General features: G+C 64.9%; 25 protein-coding genes. 16 read left to right on the top strand and 9 right to left on the bottom strand.

Annotated features, from left to right (window positions below):
* The first annotated feature begins 7 nt into the window (after positions 1 to 7).
* The 3 genes from OEW28_RS00125 (at position 8) to OEW28_RS00115 (ending at position 3,682) form a co-directional block, all read left to right on the top strand.
* Positions 8 to 1,102 (top strand): extracellular solute-binding protein, encoded by a 1,095-nt coding sequence (locus OEW28_RS00125; protein WP_263732702.1) that lies wholly within the window; start codon positions 8 to 10, stop codon positions 1,100 to 1,102.
* Positions 1,103 to 1,187: 85 nt separating this feature from the next.
* Entirely contained in the window at positions 1,188 to 2,459 is a 1,272-nt protein-coding gene (locus tag OEW28_RS00120) for an ABC transporter permease (RefSeq protein ID WP_263732701.1), read from the top strand.
* A 5-nt stretch (positions 2,460 to 2,464) separates the two neighbouring features.
* The gene (locus tag OEW28_RS00115) at positions 2,465 to 3,682 is read left to right on the top strand and encodes an ABC transporter permease (protein WP_263732700.1); all 1,218 of its coding nucleotides are present in this window, start codon (positions 2,465 to 2,467) and stop codon (positions 3,680 to 3,682) included.
* A 46-nt stretch (positions 3,683 to 3,728) separates the two neighbouring features.
* Here OEW28_RS00115 and OEW28_RS00110 read toward each other — a convergent pair whose 3' ends face one another.
* From OEW28_RS00110 to OEW28_RS00085, 6 genes are all read right to left on the bottom strand, one after another.
* The gene (locus OEW28_RS00110) at positions 3,729 to 4,586 is read right to left on the bottom strand and encodes an urea carboxylase-associated family protein (RefSeq protein ID WP_263732699.1); all 858 of its coding nucleotides are present in this window, start codon (positions 4,584 to 4,586) and stop codon (positions 3,729 to 3,731) included.
* Between the two features lie 97 nt (positions 4,587 to 4,683).
* On the bottom strand, positions 4,684 to 5,781 hold the full coding sequence (locus OEW28_RS00105) for a flagellar basal body P-ring protein FlgI (RefSeq protein WP_263732698.1): 1,098 nt from the start codon (positions 5,779 to 5,781) through the stop codon (positions 4,684 to 4,686).
* The gene (locus tag OEW28_RS00100; RefSeq protein WP_263732697.1) at positions 5,778 to 6,794 is read right to left on the bottom strand and encodes a flagellin; all 1,017 of its coding nucleotides are present in this window, start codon (positions 6,792 to 6,794) and stop codon (positions 5,778 to 5,780) included. The genes OEW28_RS00105 and OEW28_RS00100 overlap by 4 nt, the downstream gene beginning before the upstream one ends.
* Before the next feature lie 2 nt (positions 6,795 to 6,796).
* Positions 6,797 to 8,251 carry a flagellar hook-associated protein FlgK gene (gene flgK / locus OEW28_RS00095; protein ID WP_263732696.1) on the bottom strand — a complete coding sequence of 485 codons (1,455 nt, stop codon included), beginning with the start codon at positions 8,249 to 8,251 and terminating at the stop codon, positions 6,797 to 6,799.
* Positions 8,252 to 8,256: 5 nt separating this feature from the next.
* Positions 8,257 to 9,564, bottom strand: coding sequence for a flagellar hook protein FlgE (locus OEW28_RS00090; protein WP_263732695.1), 1,308 nt, complete (start codon positions 9,562 to 9,564; stop codon positions 8,257 to 8,259).
* An 89-nt stretch (positions 9,565 to 9,653) separates the two neighbouring features.
* Positions 9,654 to 10,499: a flagellar motor protein MotB gene (locus tag OEW28_RS00085; RefSeq protein WP_263732694.1), complete on the bottom strand. Its 846-nt coding sequence runs from the start codon at positions 10,497 to 10,499 to the stop codon at positions 9,654 to 9,656.
* A 126-nt stretch (positions 10,500 to 10,625) separates the two neighbouring features.
* Between OEW28_RS00085 and OEW28_RS00080 the strand changes: the two genes are divergently transcribed.
* The 9 genes from OEW28_RS00080 (at position 10,626) to OEW28_RS00040 (ending at position 19,741) form a co-directional block, all read left to right on the top strand.
* On the top strand, positions 10,626 to 11,375 hold the full coding sequence (locus tag OEW28_RS00080; protein ID WP_263732693.1) for a 5-oxoprolinase subunit B family protein: 750 nt from the start codon (positions 10,626 to 10,628) through the stop codon (positions 11,373 to 11,375).
* Positions 11,372 to 12,379: a 5-oxoprolinase subunit C family protein gene (locus OEW28_RS00075; protein ID WP_263732692.1), complete on the top strand. Its 1,008-nt coding sequence runs from the start codon at positions 11,372 to 11,374 to the stop codon at positions 12,377 to 12,379. Before OEW28_RS00080 ends, OEW28_RS00075 begins: the two co-directional genes overlap by 4 nt.
* Positions 12,380 to 12,391: 12 nt before the next feature.
* The gene (locus OEW28_RS00070; protein ID WP_263732691.1) at positions 12,392 to 13,162 is read left to right on the top strand and encodes a LamB/YcsF family protein; all 771 of its coding nucleotides are present in this window, start codon (positions 12,392 to 12,394) and stop codon (positions 13,160 to 13,162) included.
* A gap of 150 nt (positions 13,163 to 13,312) precedes the next feature.
* Entirely contained in the window at positions 13,313 to 14,176 is an 864-nt protein-coding gene (locus OEW28_RS00065; protein ID WP_263732690.1) for an FAD binding domain-containing protein, read from the top strand.
* On the top strand, positions 14,173 to 14,649 hold the full coding sequence (locus tag OEW28_RS00060; protein ID WP_263732689.1) for a (2Fe-2S)-binding protein: 477 nt from the start codon (positions 14,173 to 14,175) through the stop codon (positions 14,647 to 14,649). The genes OEW28_RS00065 and OEW28_RS00060 overlap by 4 nt, the downstream gene beginning before the upstream one ends.
* A 1-nt stretch (position 14,650) precedes the next feature.
* On the top strand, positions 14,651 to 16,894 hold the full coding sequence (locus OEW28_RS00055; RefSeq protein ID WP_263732688.1) for a xanthine dehydrogenase family protein molybdopterin-binding subunit: 2,244 nt from the start codon (positions 14,651 to 14,653) through the stop codon (positions 16,892 to 16,894).
* Positions 16,895 to 16,897: 3 nt separating this feature from the next.
* A complete protein-coding gene (locus OEW28_RS00050) occupies positions 16,898 to 17,143 on the top strand; it encodes a MoaD/ThiS family protein (protein WP_263732687.1) in 246 nt (81 codons plus the stop codon).
* A gap of 79 nt (positions 17,144 to 17,222) precedes the next feature.
* A complete protein-coding gene (rlmN, locus tag OEW28_RS00045) occupies positions 17,223 to 18,419 on the top strand; it encodes a dual-specificity RNA methyltransferase RlmN (RefSeq protein WP_263732686.1) in 1,197 nt (398 codons plus the stop codon).
* Between the two features lie 107 nt (positions 18,420 to 18,526).
* The gene (locus OEW28_RS00040; RefSeq protein WP_263732685.1) at positions 18,527 to 19,741 is read left to right on the top strand and encodes a winged helix-turn-helix domain-containing protein; all 1,215 of its coding nucleotides are present in this window, start codon (positions 18,527 to 18,529) and stop codon (positions 19,739 to 19,741) included.
* A 16-nt stretch (positions 19,742 to 19,757) separates the two neighbouring features.
* Here OEW28_RS00040 and OEW28_RS00035 read toward each other — a convergent pair whose 3' ends face one another.
* Positions 19,758 to 20,561, bottom strand: a complete 804-nt coding sequence (locus tag OEW28_RS00035) for an LOG family protein (protein ID WP_263732684.1) — start codon at positions 20,559 to 20,561, stop codon at positions 19,758 to 19,760.
* Between the two features lie 75 nt (positions 20,562 to 20,636).
* Between OEW28_RS00035 and OEW28_RS00030 the strand changes: the two genes are divergently transcribed.
* The 4 genes from OEW28_RS00030 to OEW28_RS00015 all read left to right on the top strand — a co-directional run bounded on the left by OEW28_RS00030 (position 20,637) and on the right by OEW28_RS00015 (position 24,329).
* Positions 20,637 to 21,557 (top strand): threonine/serine dehydratase, encoded by a 921-nt coding sequence (locus OEW28_RS00030; RefSeq protein WP_263732683.1) that lies wholly within the window; start codon positions 20,637 to 20,639, stop codon positions 21,555 to 21,557.
* Positions 21,558 to 21,632: 75 nt separating this feature from the next.
* Positions 21,633 to 22,460, top strand: coding sequence for a 2,3,4,5-tetrahydropyridine-2,6-dicarboxylate N-succinyltransferase (gene dapD / locus OEW28_RS00025; protein WP_263732682.1), 828 nt, complete (start codon positions 21,633 to 21,635; stop codon positions 22,458 to 22,460).
* A 192-nt stretch (positions 22,461 to 22,652) separates the two neighbouring features.
* Positions 22,653 to 23,288, top strand: a complete 636-nt coding sequence (locus tag OEW28_RS00020) for a sulfotransferase family protein (protein ID WP_263732681.1) — start codon at positions 22,653 to 22,655, stop codon at positions 23,286 to 23,288.
* A 180-nt stretch (positions 23,289 to 23,468) separates the two neighbouring features.
* Complete coding sequence (locus OEW28_RS00015; protein ID WP_263732680.1) at positions 23,469 to 24,329, top strand: asparaginase; 861 nt, start codon at positions 23,469 to 23,471, stop codon at positions 24,327 to 24,329.
* 13 nt (positions 24,330 to 24,342) lie between these two features.
* Here the strand turns inward: OEW28_RS00015 and OEW28_RS00010 are convergent, their stop codons facing one another.
* Complete coding sequence (locus OEW28_RS00010; RefSeq protein WP_263734330.1) at positions 24,343 to 25,674, bottom strand: aspartate aminotransferase family protein; 1,332 nt, start codon at positions 25,672 to 25,674, stop codon at positions 24,343 to 24,345.
* A gap of 154 nt (positions 25,675 to 25,828) precedes the next feature.
* Positions 25,829 to 26,634: electron transfer flavoprotein subunit alpha/FixB family protein (locus OEW28_RS00005; RefSeq protein ID WP_263732679.1), on the bottom strand; the 806-nt coding region annotated here is incomplete at its 5' end.

Here is a 26,634-nt window from a genome sequence, read left to right as displayed (position 1 = left end):
GAAACCAATGAGAACAACTCACCTTTTGCTCGCCACCAGTGCGCTCGCGATGTCGGCAGGTGCGGCTTCCGCACTCGACCTCACGTTCGTGTCCTGGGGCGGCGCATACCAGGAATCGCAGCTCAAGGCCTATGCAGAGCCCTACATGGCCATGCACCCGGAAGTGAACATCATCTGGGACGAAAGCTCGGCTGAAGCCGTTGCGAAACTGCGCGCCATGAACGAAGCGGGCAACCTGACCTGGGACCTGGTCGACGTGACCGTGTCCGACTCGATGCGCCTGTGCGATGAAGGTTTGGCCCGTCCGATCGATGGCGCGACCGAGCTTGCCGCCGCGCCGGATGGCACCGATGCCGACACCGACTTTGGCGCGACCCGCGTGAACGAATGCTTCGTGCCGCAGATCGTCTACTCGACCACCTGGGGCTATCGCACCGACATGGTCGGCGACACGCCGCCCAGCTCGATCTGCGACATCTTCGATCTTGCCAAGTATCCGGGCAAGCGCTCGATGCAGAAGCGCCCGATCGACAACGTTGAATGGGCTCTTTACTGCGACGGCGTCGCCAAGGAAGAGATCTATGACGTTCTGTCGACCGACGAGGGCGTCGCACGTGCCTTCGCCAAGCTCGACACGATCAAGGATCAGGTTGTGTGGTGGACCGCTGGCGCCGAAACGCCCCAGCTTCTGGCCGACGGCGAAGTTGTTATGGGTTCGACCTTCAACGGCCGTCTGTTCTCGGCGATCGCCGAACAGAACCAGCCCATCGGCATGCTCTGGGACATGCAGTCCTACGACATCGACGGCTGGATCGTTCCGACGGGCCTGTCGCCCGAGCGTGAGGCTGTCGTGATGGACTTCCTCAAGTTCGCGACCGACACCCAGCGTCTTGCCGACCAGGCCAAGTACATCTCGTACGGCCCGGCCCGTGCATCTTCGGCCCCGCTGGTTGGCAAGCATGAAGTGCTTGGCATCGACATGGCGCCGCACATGCCGACCGACCCGGCCAACGCCTCCAACGTGCACATCTACGATTACACCTGGTGGGCGGACAACCGCGACGATCTCGACGCGAAGTTCCAGGCTTGGCTCGCTCAGTGATCTGACTATCGGGACGGGGCCCGCGGGGCCCCGTCCACCTATTCGTTTGTCGCTTTTCAACCAAGAAGAATGAAACGGGGAGAAGATGAGCGAGACCACCCACTCAGGCCCGATGCTCGCTGCGGATGGAACGCCACTGAAGCGGTCCCTGGCGCGTGCTTTGCGGCGGCAGAAACTCCGGGCGCTCGCGCTGATCGCGCCGCTCCTGATCTTCGTCCTCCTGACGTTCGTCATGCCGATCGCCGACATGCTGTCGCGCTCGGTCGAAAACGATATCGTTCCTGATACGCTGCCGAACACGGTTGTCGCCCTGGAAAACTGGGACCCGACGACAGGTGAACTTCCCGGCGAAGACGTATACGCGGCCTTTGCCGTCGATCTGGTTGCCGCAGTCGACGCCAAGGTGCACACGAGGCTGGGAACCCGACTTAACTACGAGAATCCGGGCATTTCGTCATTGTTCCGCTCGACCGGGCGCGACGTGAACAAATGGAACCTGGAAACCGATGGACCCTTCAAGGAAAAGTTCATTGAAGCTGACAAGGACTGGGGCGACATAGAGGTCTGGAAGACCCTCAAGCGCTACAGCGGCCACTACACAAGCGGCTACTTCCTGAACGCGGCGGACCTTGAGAACACGGCGACCGGCATTCAGCTACGCCCCGAAGAGCAGCGCATCTATGCGACCCTGTTCATTCGGACCATGTGGATGTCGCTGCTGATCACTGGTTCCTGCCTTCTGCTGGGCTATCCGGTCGCATGGCTGCTGGCCAACCTGCGCGCCTCGACGTCTAACGTCCTGATGATACTTGTCCTTCTGCCGTTCTGGACATCGTTGCTCGTGCGGACCTCCGCCTGGAAGGTGTTGCTGCAGCAGCAGGGTGTCATCAATGACCTTCTCGTCTGGGTGGGTCTGGTCGACGATGCCAACCGGCTGGTGATGATCAACAACCAGTTCGGCACGATCATCGCCATGACGCACATCCTGCTGCCGTTCATGATCCTGCCGCTATACTCTGTGATGAAGACGGTTCCGCCCAGCTATCTGCGCGCCGCGAAATCGCTTGGCGCGACGAACTGGACGGCGTTCTGGCGCGTCTACTTCCCGCAGTCGGTGCCGGGAATCGGCGCGGGGTCGATCCTCGTCTTCATTCTGGCGATCGGCTACTACATCACGCCGGAACTGGTTGGCGGCACGCAGGGCGTGTTCATTTCGAATCGGATCGCTTTCCATATCTCCTCGTCGTTGAACTGGGGGCTAGCTGCGGCGCTTGGAACGATCCTGCTCGCTGCCGTGCTCCTGCTCTACTACGTCTACGACAAGATCGTGGGCATCGATAACGTGAAACTGGGGTAATCGGCATGAGCATCAAGACCGTCAACATACCGACGCCAAGCCTGACCGGTTTCACCTTGCCGCTCAACGCGGTTGCCGGCGCCCTTCTTGGTTACCTTGTCGGCACTGCGAAGCACAATCCGATGCTGGGCGTCGTGCTGGGGGCGCTGTTCGCTGTCGTCCTTGCCTACCTGCTGATCCGCTTCGCGCCATCGCGTCGTGCCGGACGCGTCACCGGGGCCATCATCACCGGGCTTCTGGGCGCGGCGCTGTCAGGGATCGCGGGTATCGTCTTCGGGGCCATCGTCGGACTGGTGCTCAGCTGGTTTGCCTATTGGCTGCATTCTGGCGACTACCGCGCCAGCGTGCCTGTCTACGCGACCAAAGGCGACGTTCTGTGGCACAACAGCTTTCGGCTGATCTGCGGTCTTATTTTCTTCTTCCTGATCGCGCCGATCGTGGTTGTCATCCCGCTGAGCTTCAACGCAGAGAACTTCTTCACCTTCACGCCGGCGATGCTTTCGCTTGATCCGGCAGGCTACTCTTTGCAGCACTACGAGGATTTCCTCACGAACCCGGACTGGCTGAGGCCGCTGAAGAACTCGTTCATCATCGCACCCTTCGCCACCATCATTTCCGTGTCGCTTGGAACGCTTGCAGCGATCGGCCTGTCGCAAAGCCATGTACCCGGTCGTCGGGCGATCATGGCGGTGCTGATCTCTCCGATGATCGTCCCGCTCATCATCTCGGCTACCGGCATGTTCTTCTTCTACTCCCGTCTGGGCGTTTTTCTTGAAGACACGCTGCACTTCTCCAAGGATCTTTCGGGCTACATCAAGGTGATCCTGGCGCATGCCGTGCTTGGCATTCCCTTTGTGATCATCACCGTGACCGCCACGCTCGTCGGCTTCGACAGGTCGCTCACGCGCGCTGCCGCCAACATGGGCGCGGGTCCGGTACGCACCTTTTTCAAGGTGCAGATGCCGCTGATCCTTCCGGGCGTGATCTCTGGCGGTCTGTTCGCCTTCATCACTTCTTTCGATGAGGTGGTGGTCGTGCTGTTCGTCGGCTCGGCGGTGCAGAAGACGCTGCCCTGGCAGATGTTCATCGGCCTTCGCGAACAGATTTCGCCCACGATCCTCGCGGTCGCGACGATCCTGGTGGCGATCTCGATCGCGCTCCTGGCGACACTGGAATTCCTGCGTCGGCGGTCCGAGCGTCTTCGCGGCATGTCACCGACCTGACGCAACAGGACACCCTGTCTCGATAGGCGGCGCCTTCGTGTGCCGCCTATTTCGTTCCGTGGGTCCGATCGTAGCTGTTGACCGCGGGGGACGACCAATCTTGCAGCGAGCCTGCCTTCGGGCGGAAGACTTCGACCTTCAAAGGAAAGCAGGGCGCGGTATCGCTGGAATGTTCAGACGAACAATCGCCTCCTGGGCATGCCGACAAGGCACCCAAGAGATCGATCTCGGCGAAGAACTCCAAGTAGTCGCCTGGGCGAACCGGGCTTGCCTTCATGAAGTACTGCCCCGTGTCCGCAGTGAACCCGGTGCACATGAAGACATTGAGCACGTCGTGCACGTGCAACTCTGCCTGATCCAAAGGTAGGCCGGTTTCCGCTGCCAGCGCCCGCGTCAGGTTCGAATGGCAGCAATGGTGGTAGGTGCCACCCGACAGAAGCCGATGCGTGTAGGGGTCGCAGCGCGTGCCGATCACATCGTGCACACGTCCGCCATAGGGGTCCGTCCCATACCAGGCCAGGGTATCTGCGACCACCGTTGCGATTGGCCTGAGATAGGGTAGGCAGGACCAAAGACGGTCCCCAACGCCGACATGCGTCCCATGCAGCGCGCGGGTCTTGCCGGAAAAGAAGCGCTCGGCAAGGTTTGCGGCGTTCCACAGGTTAAGATCGCCCACCTGAGGACCCTCTACCGAGGTAATCCGAAAGAAATGGCCTGCCGGCACATGGAATGCGCGCGCATCACGGGCCGGTACGATAACCTCGGACATCTTCGACGCGCTCGCGCGTACGGACCGATACGCTTCGATGTCGACCGGCGGCAGGCCGTCATCCGGGTAGCAGATCACCGGGCGAACGGCCCGACGTGCCGCGGCATCCTCGGGTGTCCGATTGCTTTCTGACATGGCGTGCCCCCTTGTTCCGCCGATTGCGCGCCAACCTAGACCCGCGTCGGGCAAAGGGTCAATCGTCTGCACCCTGGCTTGCCATTGGACCATCTTGCTAATGCACTATGAAGTCCGCATGAAGCGCGCCTGCTGCGTGAATGCTTTTCAGGATGTCGATCATGTCCCTGGTCGACACCCCCAAGGCATTTAACCCCGCCACGACCTGCGACAGGGATGAGCCGGCCGAGACCTCGGCCAACCCTGTTCCGCTTTCTTCCTCGATCGTCGCGCGGGTCCGTGGCACCAGGATTGTCTGACCGTCCGAGAAGGGGTTGGGTTGAACGGCAAGGGGCGATTCTTCGACCCGGAGCGTCAGGCCGCCTTGGCTGACGGCAACCCGGCTGATCCGCACGTCTTCGCCCATGACGATCGTTCCTGAACGCTGATCGACGACAACCCTTGCGCGCTGCTCCGGTTCGACAAGCAGACCTTCGATCCTGCCAAGCGCGTGCGCGGTCGAGTTCAAGCCGGTGGCGGCGACGTCCACGGCAACGGTGCCTGGATCCAGCATTTGCGCGACCCGACGGCCAAAGTTGCCGTTGATCGCGGCTTCGATCCGCTCGGCCGTGGCAAAGTCGGGCGTCCTCAGCGCGATCCGTACGGTGCTGAGCGACCCAAGCTCGAAATCCACCTCGCGCTCCACCCTTGCGCCCATCGGGACCACGCCGGCGGTCGGCACGCCCTGCACGATCTTGGCGCCTTCGCCCTCGGCCGCGGCACCGCCGGCGACGATCGCGCCCTGGGCAACGGCATAGATCTGGCCGTCCGCGGCGTTGAGTGGCGTCATGACCAGTGTCCCGCCCAGCAGACTTTTCGCATCGCCGATGGCCGATACCGAAACGTCGATGCGACTGCCCGCGCGCGCGAAGGGCGGCAAGGCCGCGGTCACGAAGACAGCTGCGACGTTCTTGGGCCGGAACTGTTCGCCCGTCACGTTGACGCCGAGCCGCTCAAGCAGGTTTGACATGATCTCCTCAGTGAAGGGCGCGTTGCGGATCCCGTCGCCGCTGCCATTCAGGCCGACAACAAGGCCATAACCAACCAGATCGTTGCCCCGCACGCCGTCGAACTCGGCCAAGTCCTTGATCCTGACAGGCGCGGCCGCCGCAGCGAGTGGGAAAAGCAGCACAAACAGCAGAGCAAGACGCCTCATCTCAGGAACTCCAGAAGCGAGAGGTTCGACAAACGCGCCGTCAGGGCATAGATCGCTTCCAACTGGTTGCGCGCCTCCTCCAAGGCCGAGGCTGTATCGTAGGGATCCGCAGAAACGATCCTGCCGCGGGCCATCTCCAGAGCCGAAACCTCGGCGTCGTTTCGGATCAAGGCGGAATCGATCGCCGCCTCGACCGTGCCGATCCGACCACGAAGTTCGGCAATGCCTTGGCCCGCCGACATCAAGGTCTCGCTCGCCGCAGCCAGCACCTGCGAGCGTGCCGCGTCGTCCTGATCCAGGATGCCCCGATCGAGCAGAACGGCCATGGCCAACCCCTCAAGCGAGCGGCGCAGACAGGGGTCTGCCCCGGTGACGGCGAAGGTGGCGCCCACTCCGGGCGAAATCGGGAAGCCGCCGCCGGCGTCCGGGCTGCCGCCATAGACGACATCCAGAAAGCCGCCGCCGCCCGGCGGGGCGTCGAACCAGTCCCGAACGGCGCTTTGCAGGCCGCTTGCCGTGCTTGTTCCAGTGGTTGCAGCGATCAGCGATGACAGCATCTCTTCGGCGCCGCCAACTGCCCGCTGATCCGTCGCGATGCCTGAGAACAGATAGCGCTCTCCGACGTTGACGTTCAGCGCAGCCACGACCGCCGCAAGCTGCTGGTCGGCCCCGGATGCAGTGATTCTGACCGCCTGTGCGGCGCCGTTGGTGCCGGCGATCGCGAAATTGTTGGCGGCAGTCTCGACAACGCTCTGGACCTGCTCCAGCGAGACCTGGATGGCGCCCCCTGCCAAGGCGGCTTCCCGTGCTGTCGCGGTATGGCTTTTCAGAAGGCCGAGGGATCGTTCTATTCCTGCCAGAAGCTTGAAATCGCCCCCCGTGGCGGTGGCAAGATCGCTTCTTTTCCCGCTTGCCAGTTCGGCGGCAAGGCGCGCGAGACGCGTTTCCGCTGCGCTGCTGCTGCGCCGAAGAAGTTGCGACTGAGCCAGATCACCAAAGGAAACGCGCGTCATGCTCATAGCCCGATCAGTTGCTGGATCAAGTCGTCAAGGGTCTGAATCACGCGCGCATTGGCGGCAAATGCCTGCTCTACCAGAAGCAAGGTCTGCATCTCTGCATCCGTGTCCACGCCGTCCGCAAGTTCAAGATCGACAAGAGCCGACTGCCGCGCCGCGGCGTGGGCGCCCGAGGACTCGGCCGCGAGCCGTGCACCTGAGATCCGCGAAAGCACATCGGATGCGAGGTCCGAGGCCGAGCGGGCCACACCCGTTGCGCTTCCGCCGGCAGGGATACGCGCCTGGCCCATCACCTCGGTCAACGCCTGAAGACGTGTTGAATCGCCCGAGGGGCCCGGCGCCGTGGAGCCAATACCGTCCCGAATACGCCAAAGCGCGCCGCCCCTCGCGGGATCCACAGCGCCGTTCAGGCTGATCCGTCCGGCAAGCCCTGCCTGGTTCGCAATGACGACGGGCCCGCCGTGATCCGTGAACAGTCCGACCGATCCGGGCGTCAATGTGGGATCGGTGCCCGGATCGGAAAAACGGTCGATAAGGTCGCGGGCAAGCGAGTCAATCTGCGCCTGCGCGTCCGTCGTGATCTGGTCGCGTACGCTAAAGAAGGCAGCGAGACTGCCGCCCCGCAACGGCCCCGTCTCGTCCGATGCGATTGCCATGCCATTGATCGTGAGGCCGGATAGCGCCCCGGACTGAAGCCTCATGTCCGGGGTTATGACGCCCACGGAAGAAAAGCCGATCTCGGCAGGGTTGCCATCCAGAAGCATCGCGCCGCCCGTCGTGAATAGCGCGATCTGGTCGTGGTCCCGCGCGACTTCGCGAAGGGGAACGATCGCGGCGAGGCGATCCACAAGGACCTGACGCTGATCCATCAGCGCGGCCGAATCCCTGCCGGCGCCGCGTTGCGCAAGGATGTTCGCATTGAGCGTGTCGATCTGTCGAAGCGTCGTGTTCAGCAGGTCGACTTGCCGGGCGATCTCCTGATCGGCGTCCATCCGGATGTCCTGCATCTCGCGCGTCAGATCCTGCAGCGTCGAGGCAAGCGCGCCCGCGCTACCTGCGACGGACTGCAGCCGGGCCTCGCTGTCCGGTCGACCTGCGGCAAGCACCAGCGCCCGTTCAAGGTCATCGATTCGCGCGGAAAGGGAATGGGGTTCCGTGGGGTCGCCGATTGCATCCTCGATCCTTTTCAAGGTCTGCGCGCGAACCTCCGCGCTGGATGCGTCGGCGTCGGCCAACCTGCGATCACCAATTAACGTCGTGTTGACGGTGCGCGTAATGCCCTCTACGCGCACCCCCGCACCGTTTCCGCCCAGAGAAAGTGCCGAAAGTCGAACTTCGCGGCGGCCGTAGCCCGGTGTCAGCGCGTTCGCGACATTGGCTGACAGCACGTCCGCCCGGCGCGAGGCCGCCGTCAAGCCACTCAGGGCGTTCGACAGAGCTGATGAGATGCTCATGGTCGTCAGCGCTTGATGTTCGTGGTTTCCTGCAGCATGTCATCGACGGTCTGGATCACCTTCGCGTTCGAAGAATAGGCGCGTTGTGTCTGGATCAGCGCGGTAAGTTCCGCGGCAACGTCGGTGGTCGATCCTTCGCGCGCGTAGCCAACGATCGCACCCGTCGGGCCATCACCCGCGTTCCACAGGAAGAAAGACCCAGACTTGGGAGAGATCTGGTAGGTCTGGTTGTTAAGCGCGATCAGCCCATTGGGGTTGGGCACGCCGACAACGGGAATCTGGTAGATGCGGCGGGTGAAGCCGGTGTCATAGGTCGCGGTGATGTACCCGTTTTCATCAACCTCGACGGCGGTCAGGTTGCCGACGGGCGAGCCGTCCTTGGTGATCGACGTCGGAGCGAAGCTGTCCGATAGCTGCGTCAGACCATTCGGGTCGCCCAGTTTGCCGATGGTCACCGTCATCGGTCCGCCTGCAACCGTCAGGTCAAGCGTACCGGTCGCACCGTCGTAGGCGCCGCCTGCCAAAGTCGTGACCGAGGCCAGCGTGCCGCCGTTGCCGCGCGTATCGTCGAAGACCAGCGTGTATTGACCGATCATCGCCCCTCCCTGGGCGGAATCTCGGATCTCCATTGTCCAGGTGTTCGACATGCCTGAACCGGAAACATCAGGCGTGAAGGTGATGTCGAGCGTCTCTGATGTGCCGAGATTGCCGAAGTATTCGACCGACAGGGGAAGCGGAGCGCCGCCCGCCCCGGCCTCGGTTTCGGTCGTGGGCAGGTTGACGCCAAGATTCATCTGTGTCGTGGGGTCGCCCGCGGTCTGGTTCGCATTGATCACCACGGGTTGAAGACCGGCCATGGTGTCGCGCGGAAGGACCGGAATCGTCCCGTCCGCATTCGCCGGCCATCCCAGAAGGACAAGTCCGGATTCGGTGCGCAGGATTCCGTCCGCGTCGGCGCGGAAGGCGCCGGTCGTGGTCATCATCAGCGGCTGGTCCCCCATGACCGAGCCCAGCGTGACCGAGGCCGTCACGGGCAGCATCCCGCGCCCCGCCACCGCAAGGTCCAGTGCATTCGAGGTGGACACCAGCGCCCCCTGCTCCTCGACCAGCCGGGCGGTCGTCGCGCGGACCCCCCCGGCCGAATAGGTGCCTGACCCAGGCGCCTGCTGGATCACGAAACTTTCAAAGTCGGCGGTCGCGCGCTTGTAGCCGTAGGTGCCCGAATTTGCGATGTTGTCGGAAATCGTCGCAAGCCGGGTGGCGTTTGCGCTAAGCCCGGCCACCCCGGCGTTGAGCGAGGACGAAATGGACATGATGCCGCCTTTCTGCTGCTGCGTCCTGATCGCGGTCAGACTGGCGCGCGATGCTTAAATTCCGCCTAACGGCCGATATTCCCCTGTTTTCACACGTCCGAGCGAATGAGAATCAGCTCGATCCGGTTGTTGCGGATCGCCATGGGGTTGCGATAGGCCCGCTTGCGGTCGGCATGGCCCGTCACCCTCAGAACGCGGTTTCCGGCCAATCCGGCCGCTTCCAGCGAAAGCCGGGCCCGCATGGCCCGGCTCGCGGAAAGCTCCCACGAGGGGTCCTCGATCAGCACTTCGGGCTGGGCCGCGACGTGCCCGTTGACCGCGACCGGATTGTCCACAAGGCCGAACACCTCTGCCACCACGGCGACCAAGGCCGTTGCGGTTGGCGTCGGTTGGTCCGTGCGACCCTCGAAAAGCGGCTCGCCCTCAAGGTCCGACAACTCCACGACAAGCCCTTCGTCCGTCAGGCGCGTCTGGATGTGCCTTAGAAGGTTGTCCATGACAGCGCTTTCACTGCCATGGCCCATCAGCGCCTCTTCGATCATCTGCGCGCGTTCGGCGAACGATCCCGCATCGTCCTCATTCGCCTCGGTGCCGGTCTGGCCTAGCGCTTGCCGCTCATCCGAAGGCTTGAGGCTGGACGCGCCGGTTCCGTTCTGGGCGATCTGATCCTCGGAAAAGACGCTTTCGCCGCCAAAGGATCCGTCGCCGCCGCCGGATATCCGGCTTAGCGGAATCGTCGGGCTGAAATAATCCGCAATTCCCTTGCGCTGCTTTTCCGTCGTCGCGTTCAATAGCCACATCAGCATGAAGAAGGCCATCATGGCAGTAACGAAGTCGGCGTAGGCGACCTTCCACGCCCCGCCATGGTGCCCCTCGCCTCCGACGATCTTCTTGCGCTTGATGATGACCGGCGCGGCATCGTTCCGCCCTGCCATACCACCATTTCCTTTCCTTCACCCGGCATCGACGCTAGCGGCAAAGCCCTAACGGCCCACTAATCGCGCCGGGTTTACTCTGACCCGCCGGCTGCTATGTCTTGTGCAGGGCTTACGGAGAGGGCAATGACGGCGGCACAAGGCGGATTTCCGGCGATCCGGACGCTTGGCCTGACCGGGCTTCTGGTCAGTTTCGCCGATCAGCTGTCCGAACCGGCGAACCGCGCTGCGCTTGCGTTTCGCGCCGCTGTGGAACGCGAAGGCTTGCCGGGGGTCGAGGAAACCTCGACCTCGCTGGCGTCCGTGTTCCTGCGGTTCGACCCGCTCGCCGTCGCCCCCGGCGATCTACGCGAACGGATCGCGGCGCTTCTGGGGACGCGCGACTGGTACTCTGCCCCGCTTCCCGCGAACCGGCGGCGGTGGCGCATTCCAACCGTGTATGGCACCGATCTGGCGCCCCAGCTCGAGGAGGCGGCGGAAGCGGCTGGCATGACCGCCGACGCGGCGGTGGCCGAGCTGTCGCGGACGACCGTCCGGGTGCTGACCATCGGCTTCGCGCCGGGCCAGCCCTACCTGGGCGAGCTTCCCCCGGCCTGGGACCTTCCGCGGCAGGTCGCGCTGACCCGGCGCGTGCCCGAAGGGGCGCTGGTCGTCGCGATTCGTCAGTTCGTGCTGTTTTCCGCGCCCACGCCGACAGGCTGGCGGCACATTGGCCAGACCGCGTTTCGCGCCTTTCGCCCGCAAAGCGAGACCCCCTTCCCGCTTCGGCCCGGGGACGAGCTGATCTTTCCCGCGATCGGGCGGGACGAGTTCGATCAAATCCGCGCCGCCGATACATCCGGCGACGGCGGGGCCACGGTGGAGACGATCGCATGAGGCATCTGGTCGTCACCCGCGCGGGGCCTGCGATGACGGTGCAGGACGGTGGCCGCCTGGGCATGTTGATGGAGGGCCTGTCCCGTGGCGGCGCGGCCGATTCCGTCGCCCTTGCCGAGGGGGCTGCGCTGCTGGGCCAGTCCGTCGATCTGGCGGCACTCGAGATGGCAGGTCATGGCGGCGCGTTCACGGTGTCGGACACCACGCGCATTGCCTTGACCGGTGCCCCGATGCGGGCCGACATCGACGGCAAGAGTTTGCCGTGGAACGCTTCTCATGTGATCGCGCCGGGCCAGACGCTGACCGTCGGCGGTTGTGAAAAGGGGACCTACGGTTATCTTCACCTGGGCGGAGGAATAGCGACCCAACCCATCCTGGGGTCTCGTGCGGCGCATCTCGTGGCGGGGATCGGCGGTCTCGTGCAGGCGGGCGATCGCCTGCCGCTTGGCCCGGATGCGCGGACGGAGCCGGGGCTGGTCCTGGGCGTCGACGACCGCTTTTCGGGGGGCGCCATCCGCATCGTCGAAAGCGCCCAATCGGCGCTTTTCACCGCCTCCGAACGCGCCCGATTCGAGGCGACGGACTTCACCCGCGATGTCCGAGCCAACCGGATGGGCGTGCGTCTGACCATGGAGGGCGAGGGCTTTGCGGCCGACCGCCAGCTTTCGATCCTGTCCGAGGTCATCGTGCCCGGCGACATCCAGGTAACCGGCGACGGCACGCCCTTCGTGCTTTTGCCGGAATGCCAGACCACGGGCGGCTACCCGCGGATCGGGACGGTGATCCCGGCCGACCTTCCCGCAGTCGCACAGGCTGGACCGGGGGCTCTGCTCCGCTTCCGCTTCGTCAGCTTCGAAGAGGCGCTGGAGGCCGAACGCCGCCATCGTACCATGCTGCGCGACCTGCCGCGCCGTCCGCGCCACGCGGTCCGCGATCCGCGCGACATGCCCGACCTTCTGTCCTATCGTCTGATCGACGGCATGATTTCAGCCCACGACACCTGAGGAGCCCTTTCGATGACACGATCCGTCGACCTGAATGCCGACATGGGCGAAAGCTTCGGCCCCTGGAAAATGGGCGAGGACGGGGCGCTTCTTGATATCGTCACCTCGGCCAATATCGCTTGCGGCTTTCATGCGGGTGATCCGGACGTAATGGCGGCGACCATGCGCCTTGCGGTCGACAAGGGCGTGGGGATCGGCGCACATCCGGGGTTTCCCGATCTTCAGGGTTTCGGACGACGGCGGATGCAATTGCCCAAGCAAACGCTTGGAAACCTGGTGCGCTACCAGCTTGGCGCGGCGATCGCGATGGCGCGGGCGGCAGGCGGGCAGGTCCGGCACCTCAAGCTGCACGGCGCCATGGCCAACATGGCGGCCGAGGACGTGGCGATGGCGCGTGCCTGCTACGAAGCTGCGCTCGACATCGCGCCGGACATCATCGTGATGGTGCTGGCCGCCACCGCGCAGCAGCAGGCCGTGCGCGAACTGGGCTGCAATTGGGCGGGTGAGATCTTTGCCGACCGTGCCTACAACGACGATGCGACGCTGGTTGACCGCAGCCTGCCGGGGGCGGTGATCCACGATCCCGATCTCGCCGGCCCGCGCATTGCGAAAATGGTCGCTGCCGGCGCGATCATCACCGAAAGCGGCAAGCATATTCCCACGCGCATCGACACGATCTGCCTGCACGGCGATGGCGCGACAGCGGTCCGGATCGCGCGCTCGGTTCGTGAAAACCTGGTCGCCGAAGGGATTGAGGTTCGCCAGTTCCCCGCCGCGCGATGAGACCTTTCGAGCGCGTTGACGCGATTTGCCGCCCGCTCTAACGTGGCCGGGCAGAGCTTCCCGGCTCTTGCCATTGTGCCCAGGAGCGACCCTTCGCGGCGCCCGCACTGTGCGACGGGACACCGGGACCAACAGGAAGAGAACGATCTGATGCAATACGTTGCGGCGAAAACGGCGGACGAAGCCGTAGCGCTTCTTGCCGGTCATTCCGGCATGGCGCGCGTTCTGGCCGGGGGCACCGACCTTCTGGTCCAGCTCAAGTCCGGCATGGTCGAACCCGACCTTGTCGTGGACATCAAGCGGATACCTGGCATGCGGGACATCACGCCAGAAGCCGGAGGCTTCCGGGTGGGTGCCGCAGTGTCCGGCGCGGAACTCGGGGAACATGCGGGCGTCTGCGCCATGTGGCCGGGCGTGGTCGAGGGCTTCAACCTGATCGGCTCCACGCAAGTCCAGGGCCGCGCCACCATGGCGGGGAACCTATGCAACGCATCGCCCGCGGGCGACGCCGTGCCGTCGCTGGTCGCAGCGGGTGCGACGGTGCGCGTCCAGGGCCCCAACGGGACCCGCGACGTGCCGATCCTGGAGATTCCCGCAGGCCCTGGCCGGACGACGCTGGCGAAGGGGGAGATCGTGACCTCGATCTTTCTGCCCGGCCGTCCGGACCGCGCGTCCGATGCCTACCTGCGTTTCATTCCCCGGACCGAAATGGACATCGCGGTCGCCTCTGCCGGTGTCAGCCTGGTCCTTGGCTCGGACGGCACCGTCGAAAGCGCGCGCGTGGCGCTTGGGGCCGTGGCCCCGACGATCCTTCTGGCCGAGGAAGCCGCGAAGGTGATCACCGGCACCCGGCTTGACGACGAAACGCTTGCTCGTATGGCCACCGCCTGCGAAGCGATCTGCAAACCCATCGATGACAAGCGCGGCACGGTCGAATTCCGCACGCGGACGGCTGGTGTGCTGGCCAAGCGCGCCGCCCGCATCGCCTATGACCGCGCGGGAGCGAAAGCATGAAGACGATTCAGGTTTCCACGACAATCAACGGCGATCCGGTCGAGTTCATCTGTACCCCGGATGAAACCCTTCTGGACGTGCTGCGCAACCGGCTGAGCCTGACCGGCGCCAAGGAAGGCTGCGGCACCGGCGACTGCGGCGCCTGCTCGGTCACCGTGAACGGTCGGCTTGTCTGTTCCTGCCTCGTCCTCGGGGCCGAGGCGCAGGACGCCGAGATATCAACGATCGAGGGCATGGCGGACGGCGATACGCTGCATCCGCTTCAGCGCGCCTTCATCGAACATGCGGCCCTTCAGTGCGGCATCTGCACACCGGGCATCCTGGTCGCGGCCAAGGCGCTGCTGGAAAAGAACCCCGATCCGACGGAAGAGGAATTGCGCTACTGGCTGGCCGGCAATCTTTGCCGCTGCACCGGCTATGACAAGATCATCCGCGCCGTTCAGGTGGCCGCGGCAGAAATGAGGGGGGCTTGAGATGGCGCTGGACGCATATCAGAAACGCGAGTTCAAGCAGGTCGGGACCCGGCCCAACCGTCCCGACGGGGTGGACAAGGTCACGGGCCGCGCCATGTATGGGGCGGACGTCACCGCGCCAGGGATGCTGCACGCCAAGGTGCTGCGCAGCCCCCACGCGCACGCCCGGATCCGGTCGATCGACACCTCAGCGGCCGAGGCGCTGCCGGGCGTCAAGGCGGTCGTGACCTCGGCCGACTTCGGTGTGCCCGAGGACGCCTTCCTGCTGGATGTGCAGGACCACTGCATGGCGCGGGAAAAGGCGCTTTATGACGGTCACGCCGTCGCCGCGGTTGCCGCCACGAGCATTGCCGCCGCCAAGGCAGCGCTGAAACTGATCAAGGTGGACTACGAGGTTCTGCCGCATGTGACCGATCTGGACGAGGCGATGAAGCCCGGCGCCCCGGTCGTCCAGGCGGGCCGGGCGTTCGAGAACGTTCCCGCGGGCATGTCCGAAAACGTGACTCACCACTGCGAGTTCGGCCACGGCGACCTTGAGGCCGGGTTCGCCAAGGCCGATCACGTGATTGAGCGCAGCTTCAAGACCGCCGCGACCCATCAGGGCTATATCGAGCCCAACGCCTGCCTGGCGTCGGTAACCGCGGACGGCAAGGCCGACCTCTGGGTCTGCACGCAGGGGCAGTTCTTCTACCGCACCCTTTGTTCCGCGATCCTGGGCATGGAGGCCAGCCAGCTGCGCGTCACCGCCTCCGAGATCGGCGGCGGGTTCGGCGGCAAGACCATGGTCTACATGGAGCCCGTCGCGCTTGCGCTTTCGAGGAAGGCCGGCCGTCCGGTCAAGCTTGTCCTGACGCGGGACGAGGTCTTCCGGGCCACGGGGCCGACCGTGTCCTCCTCGATGGATATCAAGATCGGGATGACGAAGGACGGGCGGATCACCGCCGCGCAGGCGCGTCTGCGCTATTCGGGCGGCGCCTTCCACTGCGGGACGGTCGACTTCGGCGCCCAGGCAGCCTTTGCAGCCTATGACCTTGATGCGGTCCGGTCGCTGGGCTGGAACGTCATGACCAACCGTCCCAAGGAAAGCGCCTACCGCGCGCCGGGAGCGCCGCTGTCGATCTATGCGGTCGAGAGCGTGGTCGACGAGCTTTGCCAGCATTTCGGTCTTGATCCGCTGGAAGTTCGGCTGAAGAACGCGGCCGACAAGGGCACGAAGTCCTCCTACGGCCCGACCTTCGACCAGATCGGCCTGAAGGCGACGCTGGAGGCCGCGAAGGCGCACCCGCACTACGCGGCGCCGCTGGGGCCGAACCAGGGACGTGGTCTGTCCTGCGGTTTCTGGTTCAACTTCGGCGGCAACACCTGCGTCAGCTTGTCGGTGAACACGGACGGCACCGTGGGCGTGACCGAGGGTAACCCCGACATCGGCGGATCCCGCGCCTCGATCAGCCTCATGGCGGCCGAGGAACTGGGCATCCCCTACGACAAGATCCGCACCATCGTGGCGGACACGTCCTCCCTGGGCTACAACGATGTAACCGACGGCAGCCGCGTGACCTTCGCGGTGGGTCTTGCCACCATCAAGGCCGCCCGTGACGCGATCAAGAAGATGTGTTCGCGCGCGGCAAAGATCTGGGGCATCGACGAGGACGCGGTGGAATGGGTCGACGGCGCCGCGGTACCTGCTGGGCCCAACGCCGGGAAGTTCCCGCCGATGACGCTGGCCGAGATTGCGGCCGTGTCCGCCGAAACCGGCGGCCCGATCTGCGGCCACCACGAGGTCAATGCCGATGGCGCGGGCGTCAGCTTTGGCGTCCACCTGTGCGACATCGAGGTCGACCCGGAGACGGGCGCCACGAAGGTGCTGCGCTACACCGTGTTCCAGGACGCGGGCAAGGCCGTGCATCCCTCTTACGTCGAGGGGCAGATGCAGGGCGGCGCCGTGCAGGGCATCGGCTGGGCGCTGAACGAGGAATACATCTACGGCGCCGACGGCAAGCTGCAGAACCCCGGCTTCCTCGACTATCGCATCCCGGTCGCATCGGACCTGCCGATGATTGACACGGTGATCCTGGAGATTCCCAATCCGGGTCACCCCTACGGCGTGCGCGGTGTCGGCGAGACCGGGATCGTGCCGCCGCTGGCCGCCATCGCGAACGCTGTGTCGCGTGCGGTGGGCGTGCGGATGACCGAACTGCCGATGTCGCCGCCCAAGCTTCAGAAGGCTCTGGCGGAAAAGGGCTGAGCGATGGTCAAGGTCCTGCTTTGGGGCACGCTACGTTCGGCGGCCGATGGGCAGGCAGAGGTGGAAGTGGAGGCGAGGACGTTCAAGGAGCTTCTGGACGAACTCGCCGCCCGCTATCCGGGCCTTGAGCCGCAGATCAAGCGCGGCGTGTCGCTTGCGCTGGACGGCAAGATCTACCGCGAGGCGTGGTTCACGAGGATCGAACCGGACAGCGAAGTCGTGCTGATGCCCTACATGACGGGGGGGTGAATGGCGGGTCAAGACGGGCACTGTTCCGTTTTGCCCGCGAATCCCATATAAGGGCGGACCTTGGATCCCGGGAACGCCCATGAACGAAGCCACAGCCCCCGTCACGCAGGACGTCGTGACCATCGCCCGCAAGCTGCCCGAAGGCGGCCGCGTCAACCTTGTCGGCCTGACGCGCGATCAGTTGCGCGACGCCCTGATCGCCGCCGGCACGCCGGAAAAGCAGGCGAAGATGCGGGTCGGTCAGATCTGGCAATGGATTTACCACTGGGGCGTGCGCGACTTCGCGGGGATGACCAACCTTGCCAAGGACTATCGCGCCATGCTGGCCGACAAGTTCGAGATCGCGCTGCCCGAGGTGGTGACGCGCCAGATCTCGGCGGACGGGACGCGCAAGTACCTGCTGCGCATCGCGGGCGGGCATGAGGTCGAGACCGTCTACATCCCCGAGGAAAACCGCGGCACGCTGTGCATTTCCAGCCAGGTCGGCTGCACGCTGACCTGTTCGTTCTGTCATACCGGCACGCAGAAACTGGTCCGCAACCTGACCGCCGGGGAAATCGTCGGCCAGGTGCTGGTGGCGCGCGACGATCTGGGCGAATGGCCCAAGCCGGGCGACCCCAAGAACGAGACGCGGCTGGTGTCCAACGTCGTGCTGATGGGCATGGGCGAGCCGCTCTACAATTTCGACAATGTCCGCGACGCGATGAAGATCGTGATGGACGGCGAGGGGCTGACGCTGTCGCGTCGGCGGATCACGCTGTCGACCAGCGGGGTCGTGCCCGAGATTGCCAAGACCGCCCAGGAAATCGGCTGCCTTCTGGCGGTCAGCTTCCATGCCACGACCGACGATGTCCGCGACAGGCTGGTCCCGATCAACAAGCGCTGGAACATCGAGACGCTTCTGGGCGCGCTGCGCGAATATCCGCGGCTGTCGAACTCCGAACGCATCACCTTCGAATACGTGATGCTGAAGGGCGTGAACGACAGTGACGAGGACGCCAAGCGGCTTGTGAAGCTGATCCGCGGAATCCCGGCCAAGATCAACCTCATTCCCTTCAACGAATGGCCCGGCAGCCCCTATCAGCGTTCCGACTGGGAACGGATCGAGGCCTTTGCCGACATCATCTACAAGGCCGGCTATGCCTCTCCGATCCGCACGCCCAGGGGCGAGGACATCATGGCGGCCTGCGGCCAGCTCAAGTCCGCGACCGAGCGCGCCCGCAAGAGCCGGGCGCAGATCGAGGCGGAAACCGGGATGCAGACGTCCAGCCAATAGGCTGCGCGTGAGATCGGCGTGAAGCCCCGTGATTAATCCGGGCATCAATCCGGGCGTCCGCGCGCGCGACGGTTGACCCGCGCGCCGCGGCTGCTAACGCTTGGGTCATGTCCCGGAACCTTCCGATCCTGACCAACCGGGCGGCGCGCCGCCTGTTCCTCGACCGCCACGCGCTGGCCGAGCGGCCGGTTGGCACGGCCAAGGGCGATGATCTGCTTGCGCTGATCGAACGGCTTGGCTTCGTCCAGGTCGACAGCATCAACACGGTCGAACGCGCCCATCACATGATCCTGTTCGCGCGGCGGCAGGCCTACCGGCCCGAACACCTATCCCGCCTGCACGATCAGGACCGCAAGCTGTTCGAACACTGGACGCACGACGCCTCGATCATACCCTCGTCGTTCTTCCCGCACTGGCGCCTGCGGTTCGGGCGGGACGAGACGCGCCTGCGCGAACGCTGGGCCAAGTGGCATGGCCAGGGATTCGACGCCAGGTTCGATGAAGTTCTGGCGCATGTCGCGGAAAACGGCCCCGTTTCGACCTCGGAAGTCGGAGAGTCAGAGGCGCGCAGTTCCGGCGGATGGTGGGACTGGAACCCATCCAAGATCGCGCTGGAATACCTTTGGCGGGTCGGCAGGCTTTCGGTGGTCCGGCGCGACGCGTTCCGCAAGATCTACGACCTGACCGAACGGGTCATACCGGACGAATACCTGTGCCACGCGCCCTCGCAGTCGCAGACCATCGACTGGGCCTGCAATGCCGCGCTTGACAGGTTGGGTTTTGCCACGTCGGGCGAAATCGCGGCCTTCTTCGCGAAGGTCACACCGGACGAGGCGAAGGATTGGTGCGCGGCTGCGGTCAAGCGTGGCAGTATCATCGAGGTGGGCATCGAATGCGCCGGGGGGCAGGTCCGCAGATCGTTCGCACGGTCCGACGTGGTCGACGGGGCGGAGGTGCCCGAACCGCCGGGGCGCATCCGCATCCTGAGCCCCTTTGACCCCGCGCTGCGGGACAGGAACCGGGCAGAGCGCCTGTTCGGCTTCCACTACCGGATCGAAGTTTTCGTGCCCGAGGCGAAGCGCAAGTATGGCTACTACGTCTTCCCCGTGCTTGAGGGTGACCGCATCATCGGGCGCATCGACATGAAGGCCGACCGGCAGGCGGACAGGCTGGCGGTCCGGGCCTTCTGGCCCGAACCGGGCGTTTCGATGGGCGCGGGCCGCCGCGCCCGGCTTGAAGCCGAACTTGACCGCATGGCGCGCTTCGCGCAGGTGTCGCGGGCGGACTACGCCGCCGGCTGGCTGCGCGAAACGCTGGGCTGAGGCCTGGGGCGCCGAGTCAGGGCCAGTTCCCGATGATGTCCATCGCCTCTTCCGCCGTTTCGACAAAGTTGAACAGCTCAAGATCCTCGGCCGAGATCGTGCCTGCCTCTGCCAGCGCCTGCCAGTTGATGATCTTTTCCCAGAAGGCCCTGCCGAACAGCAGGAAGGGCACCCGTTTCATCCGGCGTGTCTGGATCAGGGTCAGGGATTCGAACATCTCGTCCAGCGTTCCGAAGCCGCCGGGAAAGATGCAGATGGCCCGGGCGCGCATCAGGAAATGCATCTTGCGAACCGCGAAGTAGTGGAAGTTGAAGCACAGGTCCGGCGTGACATAGCTGTTTGGCGCCTGCTCATGCGGCAGAACGATGTTCAGCCCGATCGAATGTCCGCCAGCCTCGTGCGCGCCACGGTTTCCGGCCTCCATGATGCCGGGCCCGCCGCCGGTGACGATCACGTTTTCGCGCCCGTAGCTTTCCATGCTTTTCTGGGTGATCAGGCGGGCAAGTTCGCGGGCAACCTCGTACCACTCCGCAAGCGCATCGGTCGCGCCGCCCTTTTCCATGCCTTTCGCCGGAATGCGCGCGGACCCCATGAGCACGATGGTGGACTGGATGCCGCGTTCGTCCATGATCATCTGCGGCTTCAGAAGCTCCAACTGAAGACGCACTGGCCGCAGCTCCTCGCGGCACAAGAATTCATTGTCCGTGAAGGCAAGCCGATAGGCGGGCGCGCGCGTTTGCGGCGTGTCCGGAATGCGGTCGGCGGCCTCCACGTCCTGATGACTGTGGCGGAACGGATGTCTGCGCGGATCTTCGGTCATGGCTGGTTCCTTGTGCGGTCTTCTTCACAGCCCTATAGCTTTCACCCTGGTCTTGCCAGCAATGGAGCGTGCCGAATGGATTGGCGCAAGGAAATCGAGGCGGCGGCCGCCCGCATCCGGGACCATGTCCGGCGAACGCCCGTCCTGTCCGTGGACCTCGGACTTGATCGCGAGGTCGAGTTGAAGCTTGAGCAGTTGCAGCACACCGGAAGCTTCAAGGCGCGCGGCGCCTTCAACACGCTTTTGTCCCACGATGTCCCGGCGGCGGGCGTGGTTGCGGCATCGGGGGGCAACCACGGGGCGGCCGTGGCCCATGCCGCGCGCAGGCTTGGGTATCCGGCGCAGATCTTCGTTCCCGAAATCGCAGGTCCATCGAAGATCGCGCTGATCCGTGAGACCGGGGCCAATCTGACGGTGGTGCCCGGCGCCTATCAGAACGCGCTGGACGCGGCGCGCGCGCATCAGGACCTGACCGGGGCCATGCAGATCCATGCCTATGACGCCCCTGCGACGCTTGCCGGGCAGGGCACCCTGATACGGGAATGGGAAGAACAGGGGCTTGAGGCAGACACTATCCTGATCGCTGTCGGCGGCGGCGGGTTGATCGGCGGCGCACTTGGCTGGCTGCAAGGCAGGCGCAAGGTCGTGGCGGTCGAGCCCGAGCTGGCGCCGACGCTGCATCGCGCGCTGTACGATGGTCCGGAAACCGAGGTCGAAGTCGGCGGGGTCGCAGCGAACGCCCTTGGGGCGCGGCGGATCGGCACGCATTGCTACGGGCTTGCCGCCGGGGTCGGCGTGACCTCCGTTCTCGTGCCGGACGACGCGATTCTCGATGCGCGGCGGCTGCTGTGGCGCGGGCTCCGGCAGCTTGTCGAACCGGCCGGGGCGACCGCGCTGGCGGCCGTCCTTTCGGGCGCCTACCGGCCTCTGCCGGGCGAACGGGTCGCGGTTCTGGTCTGCGGCGCCAACACCGCGCCGGATCCGCTTGAAAGCTAGTCGCATTGCGCCCTACGGCGATGCGCCTTATGGACCATACGCAAGTCAACCGATACGCCAGAGGGGAGCCCGCCCATGTCCAACGCCCAGCTAGAAGCCGCCATTGAAGCCGCGTGGGATGCCCGCGACACGATCACGCCCGCGACCAAGGGCGAGACACGCAACGCCATCGAAGCGACGCTGGCCGCGCTCGACTCCGGCAGCCTGCGGGTGGCCGAGCGGGGCGAGGACGGAGCCTGGCACGTCAATCAATGGGCCAAGAAGGCCGTTCTCCTGGGCTTCCGCCTGAAGGACATGGCCCAGCAATCGGGCGGACCGCAAGGCGGTTCCTGGTGGGACAAGGTGGATTCCAAGTTTGCCGGCTGGGGTGACCAGGAATGGAAACAGGCCGGTTTTCGCGCCGTCCCGAACTGCATCGTGCGCCGCTCGGCCTATGTCGCGCCGGGTGTGGTTCTGATGCCGTCGTTCGTGAACCTTGGCGCCTATGTCGACAGCGGCACGATGGTCGACACCTGGGCCACCGTCGGGTCCTGTGCCCAGATCGGCAAGAACGTCCACCTGTCCGGTGGCGTCGGGATCGGCGGCGTGCTTGAACCGATGCAAGCGGGCCCCACGATCATCGAGGACAACTGCTTCATCGGGGCCCGCTCCGAAGTTGTCGAGGGCTGCATCGTGCGCGAAGGCTCCGTGCTTGGCATGGGCGTCTTCATCGGCAAGTCAACCAAGATTGTCGACCGCGAGACCGGTGAAGTGATGTATGGCGAGGTTCCGCCCTATTCAGTGGTGGTTGCCGGGTCGATGCCGTCGAAGGGCGGCGTAAACCTTTACTGCGCGGTGATCGTGAAGAAGGTCGACGCACAGACCCGTTCGAAGACCGGGATCAACGAACTGCTTCGGGACTGATCGCCCTGACTGCACCTTCGGCTTGCAAGCGCCCCCGCAGAGTTCTGCGGGGGCGTTTTCGTCCGAGGTGCGGGCTGATCGGGCAGGTTGAGCTGCACTTCAGAGCAAGACTTGCGCCGGCGATAGAGCGATCATTGTAGACATATGCTGAACGTGGGCTGATGCTTGTCCGATGGGCGAGGAGAATCTGACATGGCACTTGAAGTCATCGGTTCAGGGTTTGGACGGACAGGAACAAAATCCCTCAAGGCGGCACTGGAGCGTCTGGGTTACGGGCGCTGTCACCACATGCACGAAATCGTCGTAGACCCTGGGCAAGTGGTGCATTGGCAGAGGCTGGCAGCCGGAGATCCGGTCGATTGGGAAGCCGTATTCGACGGGTACAAGTCGCAGGTGGACTGGCCGGGCGCGCATGTCTGGCGCGAATTGGCCACCGCGTTTCCCAACGCAAAGGTGGTCCATACAGTGCGGCCCGAAGAAAAATGGTGGGTCAGTTTCGAAAAGACGATCGGCAAGCTGATGGCCAGGTATCAGGATCTGCCGCTGCCGCCCCACATTCGCGACATCCTGTCGGCGTGGAACGATCTGGCGGGAAAGGTCACTTTCGGGGGCGTTCTTGACGACAAGGAGATCGGACTGGCCGCCTATCGTCGCAGGACCAAGGAAGTGCAAGAGGCACTGCCCGCGGACCGCGTGCTCGTCTTCGATGTCGCGGAAGGTTGGGAACCGCTTTGTGATTTCCTTGAGGTCGATGTGCCGGACGAGCCATTTCCTCACCACAACCTGAGGGCCGACTTTTGGGAAGCCCTCGGCGGGGAACCCGCGTGAGCGCGCATCGACGGCTTCCCTGAGTGCAGCATCGGAATGATCCGAGGTTGACCCGGTGCAGATCGTAAGGATTGGCCTCTCTCTGACTGCCCGTCTTCAATGTTCCAATGCTCTGCGCAAGCATGTCGCTCCGCCTGGCCTTCTGCTAGAGCTTGAACGGGAACATTGGGGATAGGGGAGATGGCGAAGATTCTGGTTCTTCACACCGGCGGTACGATCGGTATGGTTTCCGGCCCCGACGGGCTGATGCCGGCGGCCGGGATCGTCGAAGGCGCGCTGGAACGGATCAAGCGGAACGGCACCGAGATCGAGGTGCGCACCTTTGAGCCCCTGGTGGACAGCGCCGAAATCGGACCTCGGCACTGGAACATCATCATAGACGCCGTTGCGGCGTTCGAGGGCGCGGGTGTGATCGTGACCCACGGCACCGATACCATGAGCTTCAGCGGCGCTGCACTGGCGCAAGCCTTGGCGGGCATTGGCGTCCCGATCGTTCTGTGCGGCGCGATGCATCCGCTGAACACCGGCGGCGATGCCGAGGGGAACCTAGCGCTTGCCCTGGACATAGCGCTTGGCGGCAGGCCGGGTGTGTGGCTCGCATTTGCGGGGCGCGTCCTTCCCGCGGGCGGTCTGGTCAAGCACCATTCGCAACAAGCCGACGCGTTCCGGTCCATCCAGCAGTCTCAGCCCGCGGTCCCCTTTCGGCCGCTGCGCTTTCAGGACCGGCAGCTTGCAATACTGACGCTGTCGCCTGGGTTGTCCGCCCCTGCCGTAGCGGCAATGCTGGCCGAACTGGACGGTGCCGTGCTGCGCGTCTTCGGTGCAGGGACGATCATGTCCGACCCCGTACTGGAGTCGGTGCTTCGCGCCGCGGTCGCGCGCGGTTGCCGAATCCGTGCGGTCAGCCAGTGCGAGTCGGGCGGTCTGCTGCCGGGAAGCTACGCTGCGGGTGCGGCCCTCTGGCGCGCGGGCTGCGAAAATGGTGGGGAAGAAACCCCCGAAGCGGCCTTGATCCGGCTTTGGCTGGATCTTTCCAGATAGGCTCTGCCGACTGTCAGCCATCTTGGCCGAGAGCGGCGGCGATCGCCCGCGCGAGCTTGTCGATGATCTCCTCGATCTGCCGATCCTCCAGGATGAACGGCGGCGCCAGAAGCACGTGATCGCCAAGCTTGCCGTCGCGCGTGCCCGACATCGGATAGCAGACAAGCCCCGCATCGAACGCGGCGGCCTTGAGCCGGGCCGCGATCCCCAAGGCAGGATCGAAGGGTGACTTGCGCTCTCTGTCCGCGACGAATTCCATGCCGATGAAAAGCCCGCGGCCCCGGATATCACCCACATGCGGGTGCTGACCGAACGTGTCGCGCAGGGCGAGCGACAGCCTTTCGCCCATCCGCGCCGAGCGCGCGGCCAGATCGGCGTCCAGCAGCTTGCGCAGCACGGCAAGCCCCGCGGCGGTGGCAACCGGGTGGCCCAAGTAGGTGTGTCCGTGCTGGAAGAAGCCGCTGCCCTCTTCGATCGCGCTGTAGATTTCCTTGCTGCAAAGCATTGCGCCGATGGGCTGGTAGCCGGCACCCAGGCCCTTGGCGATGCAAAGTATGTCGGGCGCGACGCCCTCTGCCTCACAGGCGAAGAGGTGGCCGGTGCGCCCCATGCCGCACATCACTTCGTCGAGGATCAGAAGGACCCCGTAGCGGTCGCAGATCTCTCGGATCCGACGAAAATAGCCGGGTACCGGTGGAACGGCGCCGATCGTGGCCCCTCCGACCGGCTCTGCGATGAAGGCCATGACGTTGCCGGGGCCAAGGCGCAGGATCTCATCCTCAAGTTCCTGTGCGGCGCGAAGGCCGTAGTCTTCGGCGCTTTCGCCCGCCTCGCGCAGTACGTATTCGTAGCAGGGCGCGATGTGGCTGACCTCGATCAGAAGCGGCTCGAATGGCTGCCGCCGCCATTGGTTGCCGCCTGCGGCCAGCGCGCCAAGCGTGTTACCGTGATAGCTTTGCCGCCGCGCGATCAGCCGCCGCCGGCCCGGATCGCCGCGTTCAAGATGATACTGGCGCGCAAGCTTGATCGCGGCCTCCACCGCCTCGGATCCGCCAGAGACGAAGTAGACGCGATCAAGCGAACCGGGCGCGTTCGCGATCAGAAGGTCGGCAAGATCCTCGGAGGGACCCGAAGTGAAGAACCCGGTGTGCGCGAAGGCCAGTTGCGCAACCTGGTTCTGCACGGCTGCGATGACGTCCGGGTCGCTGTGACCAAGGCAGGATACCGCCGCACCGCCCGAGGCATCCAGGTAGGCCTTCCCGGTTTCGTCGAAGATGTAGCAGCCCTGACCGCGCACCGCGCGGGGTGGCAGGCGGTGTGTGTGGCGGGGGAAGACATGAGACATGATGAACCCGGGCGTGACGGCCGCGCAGCTCTGGCGCGCCCTTGCCATCCTTCCCGCTTGGCTGGGCAACGGCAAGCCGCCTGACGGCGCGCTGCAAGAAAAAGGCCCGCCAATTGGCGGGCCTTTTGGTTTCATGTCCGGCTTCGCCGCCGGATCACAGCTTTTCGGTCAGTTCCGGGACGGCGGTGAAGAGGTCTGCGACGAGGCCGTAATCGGCGACCTGGAAGATCGGGGCCTCTTCGTCCTTGTTGATGGCGACGATGACCTTGCTGTCCTTCATGCCCGCCAGGTGCTGGATCGCGCCCGAGATGCCGACGGCCACGTACAGCTGCGGCGCCACGACCTTGCCGGTCTGGCCGACCTGCCAGTCGTTCGGCGCGAAGCCCGAGTCGACGGCGGCGCGCGACGCGCCCACGGCGGCGCCGAGCTTGTCGGCGAGCTTCTCGATCAGCGCGAAGTCGGACTGGGAGCCGACGCCGCGGCCACCGGAGACGACGATGCCGGCCGAGGTCAGTTCCGGACGGTCCGAGGTCGCGACCTTGTCCTCGACCCACTCGCTCAGCCCGGGGTTCGCGACGGCCGAGATCGTCTCGACCGAAGCCGAGCCGCCCTGGCCCGCCGGATCGAAGGTCGCGGTGCGGATCGAGACGACCTTCTTGCCGTCCGAGGATTTCACCGTCTGGATCGCGTTGCCGGCGTAGATCGGGCGCTCGAACGTGTCGGCATCGACGACGCCCGAGACATCCGAGATCACCATCACGTCCAGAAGCGCGGCGACGCGCGGCAGCACGTTCTTCGCGTCCGTCGTCGCGGGCGCGACGATGTGCGAATAGTCGCCCGCGAGCGACACGATCAGCGCCGCAGTGGGTTCCGCAAGGCGGTGACCGAGCGACGGATCCTCGGCGCAGAGCACCTTCTTCACGCCGTCAAGCTTGGCCGCTTCCGCCGCCGCCGCCGAGG

Origin of the sequence: Albidovulum marisflavi, assembly GCF_025751435.1 — a bacterium.
Taxonomy (GTDB): Bacteria; Pseudomonadota; Alphaproteobacteria; order Rhodobacterales; family Rhodobacteraceae; genus Albidovulum; species Albidovulum marisflavi.
Note: the sequence above shows the minus strand (reverse complement) of the source record. Positions and strands in the feature narration are given on the sequence as shown.